8 protein-coding genes and 1 pseudogene are annotated in these 14,501 nt (G+C 58.4%); 5 read left to right on the top strand and 4 right to left on the bottom strand.

The window, feature by feature from the left end:
* Positions 1-36: 36 nt before the first annotated feature.
* Positions 37-2,082 (bottom strand): hypothetical protein, encoded by a 2,046-nt coding sequence (locus ACXX83_RS11695; RefSeq protein WP_458548535.1) that lies wholly within the window; start codon positions 2,080-2,082, stop codon positions 37-39.
* A 143-nt stretch (positions 2,083-2,225) separates the two neighbouring features.
* Between ACXX83_RS11695 and ACXX83_RS11690 the strand changes: the two are divergent.
* Positions 2,226-2,811, top strand: a pseudogene (locus ACXX83_RS11690) (DUF3458 domain-containing protein); the annotation flags it as partial.
* A 167-nt stretch (positions 2,812-2,978) separates the two neighbouring features.
* On the opposite strand, the gene ACXX83_RS11685 reads toward ACXX83_RS11690, so the two are convergent.
* On the bottom strand, positions 2,979-5,177 hold the full coding sequence (locus ACXX83_RS11685) for a hypothetical protein (RefSeq protein ID WP_458548534.1): 2,199 nt from the start codon (positions 5,175-5,177) through the stop codon (positions 2,979-2,981).
* Between the two features lie 375 nt (positions 5,178-5,552).
* Here ACXX83_RS11685 and ACXX83_RS11680 point away from each other — a divergent pair, with 375 nt between their 5' ends.
* Complete coding sequence (locus ACXX83_RS11680; protein WP_458548533.1) at positions 5,553-6,605, top strand: WD40/YVTN/BNR-like repeat-containing protein; 1,053 nt, start codon at positions 5,553-5,555, stop codon at positions 6,603-6,605.
* 28 nt (positions 6,606-6,633) lie between these two features.
* The gene (locus tag ACXX83_RS11675; RefSeq protein WP_217835365.1) at positions 6,634-9,018 is read left to right on the top strand and encodes an efflux RND transporter permease subunit; all 2,385 of its coding nucleotides are present in this window, start codon (positions 6,634-6,636) and stop codon (positions 9,016-9,018) included.
* Between the two features lie 182 nt (positions 9,019-9,200).
* On the opposite strand, the gene ACXX83_RS11670 is transcribed toward ACXX83_RS11675, so the two are convergent.
* Positions 9,201-9,920 carry a FadR/GntR family transcriptional regulator gene (locus ACXX83_RS11670; RefSeq protein WP_015095359.1) on the bottom strand — a complete coding sequence of 240 codons (720 nt, stop codon included), beginning with the start codon at positions 9,918-9,920 and terminating at the stop codon, positions 9,201-9,203.
* A gap of 185 nt (positions 9,921-10,105) precedes the next feature.
* Positions 10,106-11,842: an IlvD/Edd family dehydratase gene (locus ACXX83_RS11665; RefSeq protein ID WP_007979961.1), complete on the bottom strand. Its 1,737-nt coding sequence runs from the start codon at positions 11,840-11,842 to the stop codon at positions 10,106-10,108.
* A 194-nt stretch (positions 11,843-12,036) separates the two neighbouring features.
* Here ACXX83_RS11665 and ACXX83_RS11660 point away from each other — a divergent pair, with 194 nt between their 5' ends.
* Both ACXX83_RS11660 and araD1 read left to right on the top strand, forming a co-directional pair.
* On the top strand, positions 12,037-13,359 hold the full coding sequence (locus ACXX83_RS11660) for an MFS transporter (protein ID WP_458374523.1): 1,323 nt from the start codon (positions 12,037-12,039) through the stop codon (positions 13,357-13,359).
* A gap of 143 nt (positions 13,360-13,502) precedes the next feature.
* Entirely contained in the window at positions 13,503-14,495 is a 993-nt protein-coding gene (gene araD1 / locus ACXX83_RS11655) for an AraD1 family protein (protein WP_458374524.1), read from the top strand.
* Positions 14,496-14,501 lie beyond the last annotated feature (6 nt).

The raw sequence follows: 14,501 nt of genomic DNA, 5'->3' as shown, positions 1-14,501 counted from the left end.
CTGCCGCGCAGTGCCAGGCACTGCGCGGCGTGCAGGTTAGCGCAGCGAGAAAAACTTCGTGGCCAGTTCCTTGTCGATGTGGCCGCGATAGATGTCGATTTTCTGGTTAGGGTTTTGTGCCTTGGCCAGTGCCGTGGCATTGGTTTCGAAGCGCTGTTCTTTGGTTTTCAGGCTGGCGGCAGTGTAATCAGCCTGGGCATCAGTGAGCTTGTCATAATGAAAGTGTGCATACCATAACGGCCGTTTGTTACGGTTCAACAGGACGTATTCCTGCAAAAAGTCCTGGCGTCCGGTTTTTAGTTGTATGCGCTCGCCGATTTTTTGCGGGTGAACTTCCTCGCGACTCAACAGATATTCAACGGCTTCACTGGTAGGGGCTTGGGCCAGGGATATCTGGATACGCAACTGCGTTGCCTTTTCCTTGATTTTTCGCGCCCTGACCCGTAGGTCTTTGACGAGGTCGACATCCTTCTGCGAGTCTGACGGTGCGTTTTCATGGCGTTCCATGCGGTCCGCATAGTCGATCAGATTCTGTGCCGTGTTCTGCAAGCTCTCTTCGATTCCCTTTGGATGGCTCGTCCCTCGAGCGTATTCCTCGAATTTGTGCACCAATTCATCGATTTTTGCCAACGCCTTTCGAGCATCACCCTTGAGTTGCGGGTAGGGAGTGACTCGCGCTTTAGGTGCGGGGTTCGTCTCTTCGGCGACTTCTACCCAGACACCCCTCCCATCTTTTTTGAAAGAGGCCTGTCGCTCGCCTCCCATAGGGTTGTTGATGTCGACAGTGTCTTCGCTCTGATCGGCAGCTCGATCCCGAATCTCTCCGATCAATGTGCCTTTGGCAGTGTGGATGACCCGCTTGCGGGAGGGCGATGTAGCGGGAAGTTCCGCTTTCGATGTTGGGGAGGGCGTTGCAGTGTCCGCCTGGTTCTTCAGCTCATCAGCCAGACGGCGCTCGGCATCGTCGCGCAATTGTCCAACGATTTCACACAGACGGGCGAACCGGTCCGGCTGCAATTCATCGGATCTTAAGATCTCAATACTGGTTAGCCCGACCATTGTCGTGTCGTAGTGTTTGACCAGGTTATCGAGTACGGCAATGCGATCGTCGCTTTTATAGTGCTGTGAGCCTTGAAGCTCAATATGGGACATGACCACCAACCGCAGAGGCTCCAGAGCGTCTTGCAGTGCTACTGATGTGTCGCTGCCAAGTGTCTTGGCGCTGAGGAAGCGCAAAGTGGACAGTTGGCAGACCTTGGTACTCAGCACGCAAGCTTCATTTTCGGGCCTGTTGCTGGTCAATCGCTCCCAGGCCTCGGCCCCCTGGTGCGATATCCCTTGAAGTTGGAGAAGCCGGCTCCCCACATCTGTATGGAGCTTGAGTACCGTTTCGTAGATTTCGCAGCTCTTGCTCTTGTATTCCAAAAAACTATCCACTACGACCGTACCGTCGGTTAGTTGGGCTGTAACGAGCTGCGCTGCATTACTATTAGATTGGGTGTGCTCATATTCAGCGGCTTCGAGATCCAGGCCTGCTATGACGATTTTCGCGCGAGCATTGTTGACCAGATTTACTAGCAGGTTGCACCGCATTTGAGCAGTTTCAGGATCAGCCCCGAAGTCAATCAATTTCTCGGTCACGTCCAGCAGCGTGACATAGCTTGTGCTTTGAGTGTCCAGTTCGACGACATAACGTTGCCTGAACTTCGCCCGTTCCTGTTCAGAGCATGACGGATCGTTTTGTTTGCTCAGCATTACGTCGTGCGTGATATCAACGCGCTTTTTCATCCGTTCCTGTTGCCCCAGGAACTCCTCGACATTTTTCATTAGCCCTGCGAAGCGCTGCCGGTTTTGCTCTCGCATCTCGATGATTCTGTTCTTGCGGCCACCCCCGGATGGCTTCGGTCCCTTCGCAGATGAATCATGCCCCGGTTTTTTATCCGCTGATTGCGCGCACGGCACAAAATCCGCTTGTCCCTGGTGAACGAGTTTCACCGCTTGTGCAATGGGTGTGCGGTCTATTGGACGGTCGTTGTTTGCGAGAGTGCGGCTGGATGAGGAGCTAATTGGGGATGGAATCATTTCTTGCCGTCGATGGGTGATTGATGCGCATCACCATAGGAGGGCGGCAAGTCGGTTTCTGACAAAAAACGCTCATGGTTACAATTCGCCAGGCAGCATGAATCAGCCAAACACCGGCATAGGCCGTCCATGGACAACTCGATACCCTGACCGTGTACGAAAAGGGCTCGGAAGTGGTCGGCATGATCCACACCCTGCTCGGCGCCGAAGGCTTCCGCAAAGGCAGCGACCTGTACTTCGAACGCCACGACGGCCAGGACGTGACCTGCGATGACTTCATCAAGGCCATGGAAGATGCCAATGGCGTCGACCTGACCCAATTCAAGCGCTGGTACAGCCAGGCCGGTACACTGCGCCTGGCGGTGAGCGAGTCCTTTGATGCCGCGGCGAAAACCTACAGCCTGACCTTCCGCCAGAGCTGCCCGCAAACCCCGGACAAGGTTGAAAAACTGCCGTTCGTGATCCCGGTTGATCGGCGCGTTTGCCGGGCAGAACTTGATCAACTTCCATGCGGCGGATGGTTCCGGGTATCGCTTCCTGGCGGATCTGGTGATTGAGCTGAACGGGTTTAACCCGCAGATCGCGTCGCGTCAGTTGGCGCCTTTGACTCGCTGGCGCAAGTACGACAGCGCTCGGCAGGCTTTGATGAAGGGCGAGCTGGAGCGGATTCGGGCTTCGGGGCAGTTGTCCAGTGATGTGTTTGAGGTGGTCAGCAAGAGTTTGGCTTGAGTCTGTTGCCGTGGGCTGCCTGGCAGCCCGCGGTGCCTGCTTCGCGAGCAGGCTCGCTCCCACAAGCGATGTTCGATCCCAGCAGGCGTTGACATCATCTCTGCGGAAGTTTAGGCGCCTGGGAAGGAACCACGCCGCGAATTTGCGGCGTGGTGCCTTGAAAACATTCAAGCGGTTTTAAAGAATAGTTTCCTGGCTATTTCGGTAGGCACCTTGCTTCGCCAGATGCGCACCACTTGCGCGTCTTCCCGCGCCTGTTTGAGCTGTGCCTTGAGCCCGATGAAACGTTGATTCGCACGTTTCAAGTGGGCAGCGGTATAGGACAAGTCTGGATCGGTGCTGTTGGCATAGTGAAAATGCGCATACCACAGGACTTCGCCGGAGTGTTTATCCCTGATGGCAAACTCTGTGAGAAAGTCCCTTGCGTTAGTGGCTTGGCGGTTTATCAGCGGTTCGATACTCAGCTCTTTACATTGCCACAAGACTAGAAGCTTCTCCGCCGTCGGCGCTTGCCTTTTGTATCCGGCATTGCGGTGCTTCGGACCTGCGCGCCTCAACTCTTGTGCTTCAGTACGAAACGCTTCGATGACTGCCGGTGTCTCCGGGTTTGCGCTTTCGACGAGAACGAGTTCGTCAATGATTGACTCCAGTTGTTCGGCGAGCTGCTCCAGCAAGGTGTTCCATTCCGCAGGACGCTTTTCTTCGCACAGCGAAGGGTCTTTCAGCTGTTTAATTTCGCGTTGAATCATTGCGTCGTGTTTTGCGCGCTTGAGTAGCAGTTCGTTACCTGCCGCGATAATTTTCTTCTCAGACCGATAGACCGGTTTTGGCGCGACAGTTAGTGTTTGCTCAATTTCGACGTTGTCACTTATCAGTGGACTCTCTTGCTGGGTATTGGCGATTTCGCCGGATTGAGGGGTACGAGTTTCGATGGCTTCGTCTTCCACTTTGGACTTTCGAATTTCAGTGTTCTTGGTCAAAGCGCCTTTATTGTGCAATTTGAAGTTGCGTGCTTCTTCCGGCTTGTGTTTCAACGGCAATGACGAGAGGGGCAATACCACGACTTCTTCGACTTCTTCGACCTCTTTGATCGCAGCGGCCAGATCTTTTTCGGCAATGACGCGAGCTTCTTCGAGACACTGTTGAAAGGGCTCCTGATATTCCATGCAGATTTGAGTTGATCCCATTTCCTTGAGTGAGCGAATGGCGTGGGCATAGGTTTCATACAGTTTGAGCGCATTTTCGTACGTCGAGATTTTGTTTTCCGGTGGGTTGCCCCGATTGTTGCGCATCTCAATGTGCGGCCTGACCGCAGAATGGAGTTCGTTTCCAACTATTTGCTTGAGGAAGGTACGCTCGGTCAGATCAGTGATCGGGCCGTGGAGGTTTGGTATCAAGTTTTTGTAGCGCATCAGCATGTTTAACTTCACACTGCTGGAGTCACTTGACGTTGACGCCTTCCTCAGAGATTTATCATGGGCGTGGGACTTCGTCAGCCGAGGTATTTCCTCAAGTATCGTTTCTAGTTGGATCGTCCCCTCTAACAACTCTTTCAATTTGTCTAATTCTTTTTTCTGCTGGCTCACCAATTCTTTGTAAGCAGCGGACTCGCCACGGCCCCTTTCGATCTTCGCCCGGGATACCAGCTTGTGCGTGCTTTCACCTCGGGAGGAAACTTGCAGGTAGCGAACCTGTTTGCTCAGAAAGGTATTGCACACCCTCTGCTCATTGGCTGCACCGATCAATGCTTTCCGCAGATCGTTTTCGTGAGCAGTGTCAGTGTCAATTTCTCGAACATGATTCAGGGCTTCGATCAACCTCTGTCGCACCGGTTTGGCATTGTCCATGCACAGTTTCCACTTGCGCATGGCGACTTCGAATGCGACTTGGGCTACTCGAGTTTCTTTAAGCTCAACCTCATGTTCCCGTGCTGCCTGGTCCTTGCCCGCAGGTGATGCGACCTCCAGGCTATTGAAAGCGCAAACAAGTTTTTCCATTTTCAACTCAAAATCTTTTCTGGTAGCAAGGACTTTGGTGTGCGCTGCCTTCAGCGTCGGGAGATGGGCGTCGAACTGTTGTTTTGTGGTCTTCAGCGCAGCAGATCTATTGGCTTTTTCTGCACGCAAGGCATCAGTTCTATTTCTTCCAACTGTCGGCTTGACGCCATTGGCAATCGATCCGTGGCTCTTGTCATCCAGATCTGCCGGCAAACTCGCTGCGGGTGATAGCGCGGGCGACACTAATACCGATGGTCCCTGGCTAACGAGATTCACCGCTGTTGCTAGGGGTGTGTGGCCTTTTGGAGGGTTGTCGTTTGCGGGAGAATTGGTGGGTAAGGGGCTTGCACCACTTGCGGATCGAATCATTTCTTGCCGTCGATGGGTGATTGATGCGCATCACCATAGGAGGGCGGCAAGTCGGTTTCTGACAAAAAACGCTCATGGTTACAATTCGCCAGGCAGCATGAATCAGCCAAACACCGGCATAGACGGTCCATGGACAACTCGATCACTCTCGGCAATACCCGACCATTCACCCGGGCCGCCTTCCCCCTCGGTTAACAAAAGATAACGTGGCGTCGATTGTCAGACGTTAAAAAACACCGATAGGATAAGCCAGCTTCCGAAGGGGCTCTGGATTGCGGGTTTCAGGACTATGCTCTGAAACAACCGGTCCAGACACGCACCCTTGCGGCGCCCAGAAAGGTTGAACGACCTAACAATAATAATGGGAGAAGGTCTATGAGTGAGCCTGTCATGGGTGTGGGTATCTGCCGCCCGCCGGCACTGCGCAAATTAGCGTTGCTGGCTACAGCGCTCTCGCTGTTGGGCTCTGCCATGCTGTCGGCACCTGTGCTGGCCGCGGCGGCGCCAGCATCCGATGTTGTTTATTCCATTGAATCGGCCAAGGCTGCCAAAAGCCTGATGCTCGATGTCGTCCACACCGGCAAGCGCCTGGTGGCGGTCGGGGATCGTGGGCACATCCTGTATTCCGATGACCAGGGCGCGACCTGGACCCAGGCCAAGGTGCCGACCCGGGCCCTGCTGACGTCGGTGTTCTTTGTCGATGACAAGCACGGCTGGGCCGTCGGCCATGACGCACAGATCCTCGCCAGCGAGGACGGCGGCGCGACCTGGACCAAGCAATTCGAAGATCTGAATCGTGAATCGCCGCTGCTCGATGTCTGGTTCAAGGACGTCGACAGCGGCTTTGCCGTGGGCGCTTATGGCTCGCTGATGGAAACCACCGACGGTGGCAAACATTGGGAAGACGCCAGCGACCGCCTGGACAACGAAGACCAGTACCACCTGAACGCGATCGCCGCGGTCAAGGATGCCGGGCTGTTCATCGTTGGCGAGCAGGGCAGCATGTTCCGCTCCGCTGATTGGGGCCAGACCTGGGAAAAGCTCGAAGGTCCGTACGAAGGTTCGCTGTTTGGCGTGATCGGCACGGCGCAGGCCAATACGCTGCTGGCCTACGGACTGCGCGGCAACCTGTACCGCTCCACGGATTTCGGCAGCACCTGGGAGCAAGTCGAGCTCAAGGCTGAGCGCGGCGACCTGGAGTTCGGGCTGTCCGGCGGCACGCTGCTCGACGATGGTTCGATCGTGATTGTCGGCAACGGCGGTTCGGTGATTCGCAGCAGCGACAATGGCGAAACCTTCAAGGTGGTCAACCGTGCGGACCGTATTTCGGTCTCGGCAGTGACGGCGGCAGGCAATGGCAATCTGGTTCTGGCCGGGCAGGGCGGCGTTCGCGTCACCTCGCCAAACGGCACCGAGTCGGGCAAATGAGCCGGGTTAATAATAAGAAGGCGGAGCTATGACTTCCTTGAGTACACATCACCAGGACAAGGCGACGTTCCTCGAGCGCCTGATCTTCAACAACCGTCCGGCAGTGATCACGATCTGCCTGCTGGTCAGTATTTTCCTGTTCTGGCAGGCGACGCTGATCCGTCCGTCCACCAGCTTCGAAAAAATGATCCCGCTGGAGCATCCCTTCATCCAGAAGATGATGGAGCACCGCAACGATCTGGCGAACCTGGGCAACACCGTGCGGATCTCGGTGGAAGCCACCGATGGCGACATCTTCTCCAAGGAGTACATGGAGACCCTGCGTCAGATCAACGACGAGGTGTTCTACATCTCCGGTGTCGACCGTTCCGGTCTGAAGTCGCTGTGGAGCCCCAGCATTCGCTGGACCGAAGTGACGGAAGAGGGCTTCGCCGGCGGTGAAGTGATCCCGCAGAGCTACAACGGCTCCCAGGCCAGTCTCGATTTGCTGCGCAACAACGTGCTCAAGTCCGGTCAGGTCGGGCGCCTGGTGTCCAACGATTTCAAGTCGAGCATTGTCGACATTCCGTTGCTGGAGTCCTACCCGGACCCGCAGGACCAGGGCAAGCTGCTGGCGCTGGACTATCGCAAGTTCTCCCACGAGCTTGAAGACAAGATCCGCACCAAGTTCGAAACGCAGAACCCGAATGTGAAGATCCACATCGTCGGTTTCGCCAAGAAGGTCGGTGACCTGATCGATGGCCTGGTGATGGTCGTGATGTTCTTCGGCATCGCCTTCGTCATCACCCTGATCCTCCTGCTGTGGTTCACCAACTGCCTGCGCAGTACCGTCGCCGTGTTGAGCACGACGCTGGTGGCCGTGATCTGGCAACTGGGCCTGATGCACTTCTTCGGTTTCGGGCTCGACCCCTATTCGATGCTGGTGCCGTTCCTGATCTTCGCCATCGGTATTTCCCACGGCGTGCAGAAGATCAACGGGATCGCCCTGCAATCGAGCGAGGCGGACAACGCCCTGACGGCGGCGCGCCGCACCTTCCGTCAATTGTTCCTGCCGGGGATGATCGCGATCCTTGCCGATGCCGTGGGTTTCATCACGCTGCTGATCATCGATATCGGCGTGATCCGCGAGCTGGCGATTGGCGCATCCATCGGTGTGGCGGTGATCGTGTTCACCAACCTGATCCTGCTGCCGGTGGCGATTTCCTATGTCGGCATCAGCAAGCGTGCCGTGGACCGCAGCAAGAAAGACGCAACCCGCGAACATCCGTTCTGGCGCCTGCTGGCGAATTTTGCCAGCGCCAAAGTCGCACCGGTTTCCATTCTGCTGGCGCTGATCGCCTTCGGCGGCGGCCTGTGGTACAGCCAGAACCTGAAAATAGGCGACCTCGACCAGGGTGCCCCGGAGCTGCGTCCGGACTCGCGCTACAACAAGGACAACAACTTCATCATCAACAACTACTCGACCAGTTCCGACGTGCTGGTGGTGATGGTCAAGACCAAGTCCGAAGGCTGCTCGCGCTATGAAGCCATGGCGCCGATCGACGAGCTGATGTGGAAGATGCAGAACACCGAGGGCGTGCAGTCGGCGATTTCCCTGGTGACCGTGTCCAAGCAAATGATCAAGGGCATGAACGAGGGCAACCTGAAATGGGAAACCCTGTCGCGTAACCCTGATGTGCTGAACAACTCCATCGCCCGCGCCGACGGCCTGTACAACAACAGTTGCTCCCTGGCGCCGGTGCTGGTGTTCCTCAACGATCACAAGGCCGAAACCCTGGATCGTGCGGTGCATGCGGTGCAGGAGTTCGCCAAGGAAAACAACAAGGAAGGCCTGGAGTTCATCCTCGCTGCCGGTAACGCCGGGATCGAGGCGGCCACCAACGAGGTGATCAAGAAGTCCGAGCTGACCATCCTGATCCTGGTGTACATCTGCGTGGCGGTCATGTGCATGATCACCTTCCGTTCATGGGCGGCGACCTTGTGCATCGTGCTGCCGCTGGTGCTGACCTCGGTACTCGGTAACGCCCTGATGGCCTTCATGGGCATCGGCGTGAAAGTGGCGACCCTGCCGGTCGTGGCGCTCGGGGTGGGGATTGGCGTGGACTACGGCATCTACATCTATAGCCGCCTGGAAAGCTTCCTGCGTGCCGGCCTGCCGCTGCAGGAGGCGTACTACCAGACGCTGAAGTCCACCGGTAAGGCCGTGCTGTTCACCGGTCTGTGCCTGGCGATCGGCGTGTGCACCTGGATCTTCTCGGCCATCAAGTTCCAGGCCGACATGGGTCTGATGCTGACCTTCATGCTGCTGTGGAACATGTTCGGTGCGCTGTGGCTGTTGCCGGCACTGGCGCGGTTCCTGATCAAGCCGGAGAAACTGGCGGGGCAGAAGGGCAACTCGTTGTTTGCTCACTGATCCATGCAGAAATGAAAAGCCGCAACCTCAGGGTTGCGGCTTTTTTTTATCTCAAATTCGCACCAGTCCCTGTAGGAGCGAGCTTGCTCGCGATGGTCGTCAACGAAAACGATGGCTGGCAGGTGCCCCGCGGTGCTCTGCGGTTTATCGCGAGCAAGCTCGCTCCTACAAGGGGACGGTGATCAGGCAGGATCGCTACCCAACACCACATTCAGCGCACTGCGCGCATCATCCAGCTGCACCAGCGTTGCATGCCGGGCGCCCAGAGCATCACGGTTCTCGATGGCGGTGAGAATCGCCTTGTGCCGCGGCAGCGCAAGTTCATGCAGGTTCGGTCGCTGGTTCGAATGCTTCAAGGCTTCGGCAATCGCCACCGAGAGCATGTTGCACAGGTTGGCCAGCAAGTCGTTGTGCGTGGCGTCGGCGATGCGACTGTGGAAGTCCAGGTCCGGCTGCAACAGCGCCTCCGGTGTCGGCGCGGCTTCCATGCGCTGGTAGGCCTCAGCGATGGATGCGATGTCCGCCTCGGTGGCGAATTGCGCGGCGAGGGCGGCAGCGGCCGGTTCGATGATGCTGCGCACACTGGTCAGCAGGTCGAAAAACTGGTTCTGCGGACTGCTCTGCATCAGCCAGTGCAGCACGTCCGGATCGAGCATGTGCCAGTCCTTGCGTGGCTTGACCACAGTCCCGACGCGCGGGCGGGAATACACCAGGCCCTTGGCAACCAATACTCGGGTGGCTTCGCGCAGCACCGGCCGGCTGACCGCATACTCTTCGCACAACAGCGCTTCGGCGGGCAGTTTGTCGTCCGGCAGGAAACGTCCCGAGACGATCTGCATGCCCAGTTCCTGGACGATGCGCGAGTGCATGCTTTTGCGGTCGGAGGGTTTGCGGTAATCCATGGGGAGCGGCGCGGTCCTGTGCGAATTGGTGTCGCGCATGATAGCAGGCGCGGCACAATCTTGAGGCGGGCGTAGATCAAATGTGGGAGCGGGCTTGCTCGCGAAAGCGGTGGGTCAGACAACATATGCGTAGGCTGACACTGCACTTTCGCGAGCAAGCCCGCTCCCACAGGGGGCGGAGGTGATCAGTGGGAGTGACGCGGCACTTCAGCCCCACGGCAACCGACCAGGAAGTCGAAGTCGCAACCCTGGTCCGCTTGCAGCACATGGTCGATGTACAGCTGACGATATCCCCCGACGATCAGGTTCTGCGGCGGTTGCAGGTCGGCCATGCGCGCGGCCAGTTCGGCATCGGGAATATCCAGGTGCAAACGGCCGCTGGCGCAATCGAGTTCGATCCAGTCGCCTTCTTTCACTGCGGCCAGCGGTCCACCGGCAGCGGCTTCGGGGGCTACGTGGAGGACAACAGTGCCGTACGCGGTGCCGCTCATGCGCGCATCGGAAATGCGCACCATGTCGGTCACACCCTGGGCCAGCAGCTTGGCTGGCAAACCCATGTTGCCCACTTCGGCCATGCCCGGATAACCCTTCGGCCCGCAGTTCTTCATCACCAGGATCGAGTTGGCATCCACGTCCAGTTCCGGGTCGTTGATCCGCGCCTTGTACATGTCGAAGTTCTCGAACACCACCGCGCGACCGCGATGCTGCATCAGTGCCGGCGTGGCGGCGGACGGCTTGAGCACGGCGCCCAGCGGTGCCAGGTTGCCGCGCAAGACGCAGATGCCGCCATCGGCGCGGATCGGGTTGTCGAGGGTGCGGATCACTTCGTCCTCGCCATAAATCGGCGCGTCTTTGGTGTTCTCGCCGATGGATTTGCCGTTGACGGTCAGGGCATTCGGATTCGGGATCAGGTTGGCTTCGCCGAGGCGACGCAGCACTGCCGGCAAGCCACCGGCGTAATAGAACTCTTCCATCAGGAAGCGTCCCGACGGTTGCAGGTCGACGATGGTCGGCATGCCGCGACCGATACGGGTCCAGTCGTCGAGGTCCAGTTCCACGCCAATGCGCCCGGCGATGGCTTTGAGGTGAATCACCGCGTTGGTCGAACCGCCAATGGCGGCGTTGACGCGAATGGCGTTTTCGAAGGCTTCCCTGGTGAGGATCTTCGAGAGTTTCAGGTCTTCACGCACCATCTCCACGGCGCGCATGCCGGACATGTGCGCCAACACATAACGGCGCGCATCCACGGCCGGGATCGCGGCGTTGTGGGGCAGGGAGGTGCCCAGTGCTTCGGCCATGCAGGCCATGGTCGAGGCCGTGCCCATGGTGTTGCAGGTGCCGGCCGAGCGGGACATGCCGCCCTCGGCCGCGAGGAAGTCGTCGATGCTGATGGTGCCGGCCTTGACCTGTTCGCTGAGCTGCCAGACCACGGTGCCGGAGCCGATGTCCTTGCCCTTGTGCTTGCCGTTGAGCATCGGCCCGCCGGTGACGACGATGGCCGGTACGTCGCAACTGGCGGCGCCCATCAGCAGAGCCGGGGTGGTTTTGTCGCAACCGGTCAGCAGCACCACGCCATCGATCGGGTTGCCGCGAATGGCTTCTTCCACGTCCATGCTCGCCAGGTTACGGGTGAGCATGGCGGTAGGACGCAGGTTGGATTCGCCGTTGGAGAACACCGGGAACTCCACCGGGAAGCCGCCGGCCTCGATCACGCCGCGTTTGACGTGCTCGGCAATCTGGCGGAAATGCGCGTTGCACGGAGTCAGTTCCGACCAGGTGTTGCAGATGCCGATGATCGGCTTGCCATGGAACTGGTGGTCGGCGATGCCCTGATTCTTCATCCAGCTGCGGTACATGAAGCCGTTCTTGTCGGCTGTGCCAAACCATTGGGCGGAGCGCAGGGTGGGTTTCTTATCAGACATGATCGGTTCTCTTATTGTATGACTATATTGTTCGAGCTGAGGCGTAACATAAGCTCAAATTGCGATGTTTGGAAGTGTTGTTGAGTAAATAGTATTACTATATAGTCCGCTCAAACGGAGGGATGGTCCTGGCGAATTTTTCGCGAGAGGCGTCCCCCGAGGTTCCATAACAACAACAATCGGAGACCGATCTCATGAGCCAGGAACTGCGGCTTATCCGTCGCATCACGCTGAAACTGATTCCCTTCCTGATCCTGCTGTACCTGATCGCCTACGTGGACCGCTCCGCAGTGGGCTTCGCCAAACTGCACATGGGCGCCGACATCGGTCTGGGCGATGCGGCCTACGGACTTGGTGCCGGGCTGTTCTTCATCGGCTACTTCCTGCTGGAAATCCCCAGCAACCTGATGCTCGACCGCTTTGGCGCACGGCGCTGGTTCGCGCGGATCATGCTCACCTGGGGCGCCATCACCATCGGCATGGCTTTCGTCCAGGGGCCGAACAGCTTCTATGTGATGCGCTTTTTGCTCGGCGCCGCCGAGGCCGGGTTCTTTCCCGGTGTTCTGTACTACATCACCCAATGGTTCCCGGTGCGCCATCGCGGCAAGATCCTCGGGCTGTTCATCCTCTCGCAACCCATTGCGATGATGATCACAGGCCCCGTGTCCGGCGGCCTGCTGGGTATGGACGGCGTGCTCGGGCTGCACGGCTGGCAGTGGCTGTTCATTGTCATTGGCATCCCGGCGATCCTGCTGACCTGGCCTGTGCTGCGCTGGTTGCCGGACGGCCCGCAGCAAGTGAAGTGGATGGACCAGGCGGAAAAAGACTGGCTGAGCGGCGAGCTGAAAAAGGACCTGGACGCGTATGGCCAGACCCGTCACGGCAATCCGCTGCACGCCCTCAAGGACAAGCGCGTCCTGTTGTTGGCGCTGTTCTACCTGCCGGTGACCCTGAGCATCTATGGCCTCGGCTTATGGTTGCCGACCCTGATCAAGCAGTTCGGCGGCAGCGACCTGGTGACCGGCTTCGTTTCCGCGGTGCCGTACATCTTCGGCATCGTCGGCCTGCTGATCATTCCGCGCAGTTCCGACCGTTTGAATGACCGCTACGGCCACCTCGCCGTGCTTTACGTGCTGGGTGCGATCGGTCTGTTTCTCAGCGCCTGGCTGTCGGTGCCGGTGCTGCAACTGGCGGCGCTGTGCCTTGTGGCGTTCGCGTTGTTCTCCTGCACGGCGGTGTTCTGGACCTTGCCGGGCCGCTTCTTTGCCGGCGCCAGTGCGGCGGCGGGGATCGCCTTGATCAACTCGGTGGGCAACCTCGGCGGCTACCTCGGCCCATTCGTGATCGGCGCACTCAAGGAATACACCGGCAACCTGGCTTCGGGCCTGTATTTCCTGTCGTGCGTGATGGTGTTCGGGCTGATTCTGACTGGCGTCGTCTATCGCCTGCTGGAACGCAAACACGTCCTGCCGACTGATGAGTTTGCAGCGAGTGCGCGTGGGGCCACCCGTACTTAAAGACCAACACCCATCAACTGTGGGAGCGAGCTTGCTCGCGATGAGGTCGTCACATTCAAATTTGATGGCGACTGATACACAGCCATCGCGAGCAGGCTCGCTCCCACAGGGATTTACGGTGTTTTAAAGGAATAGGAGAAATCATGCGTTTGGTTCAATTCGAATTGAGTAACGGCGAACGCCGTGTCGGTGTGGTCGACAACGACCTGGTTCGTGAAGTGCAGGACGCGCGCACTGTCCGCGACCTGGCACTGGCGGCGATTGAAGCGGGCGCGAGCCTTGAGCAACAGGTGCAGAGCCTGGGGCTGGGCATCAGCCATGACTATGCCGATCTGCTGACGCAACGGCGCATCCTGCCGCCGCTGGATCATGCTGACCCGGCGCACATGCTGGTCAGCGGTACGGGCCTGACCCATCTGGGCAGCGCGTCGGCCCGGGACAAGATGCACCAGCAAAGCGGCGACGAAACCGCGATGACCGACACCATGCGCATTTTCAAATGGGGCGTGGAGGGCGGCAAGCCGGCGGCGGATGAAGCCGGCGTGCAACCGGAATGGTTCTACAAAGGCGATGGCAGCATCGTCGTAAGGCCAGGCCAGCCGTTTCCATTGCCACCGTTTGCCGAAGATGCCGGTGAAGAACCGGAGATCGCCGGCCTGTACGTGATCGGTCACGACGGCAAGCCGTATCGCCTGGGTTTTGCCGTGGGCAACGAGTTCTCCGACCACGTCATGGAGCGCAAGAACTACCTGTACCTGGCCCATTCAAAACTGCGCAGCTGCAGCTACGGCCCGGAACTGCGGGTGGGCGAGCTGCCGCAGCATCTGGCGGGCACCAGCCGCATCCTGCGCAACGGCGAAGTACTGTGGCAGAACGAGTTCCTCAGTGGCGAAGCGAACATGTGCCACAGCCTCGCCAACCTGGAATTCCATCATTTCAAGTACAGCCAGTTCCTGCGCCCGGGGGACGTGCACATTCACTTCTTCGGCACCGCGACCCTGTCCTTTGCCGACGGCATTCGCACCCGACCGGGTGACGTGTTCGAGATCACCCAAGCCGAGTTCGGCGCACCATTGATCAACGGTATCGCACCGGTCCCGGCGGCTTTCGAACCCGGTACCGTCGGCACACTTTGAGGACTT

The sequence above is a fragment of the Pseudomonas sp. GNP012 genome (genome assembly GCF_054343835.1).
Note: the sequence above shows the minus strand (reverse complement) of the source record. Positions and strands in the feature narration are given on the sequence as shown.

Coding starts and splice junctions, on each gene's coding strand:
- ACXX83_RS11695 (WP_458548535.1), bottom strand. CDS start 2,082: ATGATTCCATCCCCAATTAGCTCCTCATCCAGCCGCACTCTCGCAAAC.
- ACXX83_RS11680 (WP_458548533.1), top strand. CDS start 5,553: ATGAGTGAGCCTGTCATGGGTGTGGGTATCTGCCGCCCGCCGGCACTG.
- ACXX83_RS11675 (WP_217835365.1), top strand. CDS start 6,634: ATGACTTCCTTGAGTACACATCACCAGGACAAGGCGACGTTCCTCGAG.
- ACXX83_RS11685 (WP_458548534.1), bottom strand. CDS start 5,177: ATGATTCGATCCGCAAGTGGTGCAAGCCCCTTACCCACCAATTCTCCC.
- ACXX83_RS11670 (WP_015095359.1), bottom strand. CDS start 9,920: ATGGATTACCGCAAACCCTCCGACCGCAAAAGCATGCACTCGCGCATC.
- araD1 (WP_458374524.1), top strand. CDS start 13,503: ATGCGTTTGGTTCAATTCGAATTGAGTAACGGCGAACGCCGTGTCGGT.
- ACXX83_RS11660 (WP_458374523.1), top strand. CDS start 12,037: ATGAGCCAGGAACTGCGGCTTATCCGTCGCATCACGCTGAAACTGATT.
- ACXX83_RS11665 (WP_007979961.1), bottom strand. CDS start 11,842: ATGTCTGATAAGAAACCCACCCTGCGCTCCGCCCAATGGTTTGGCACA.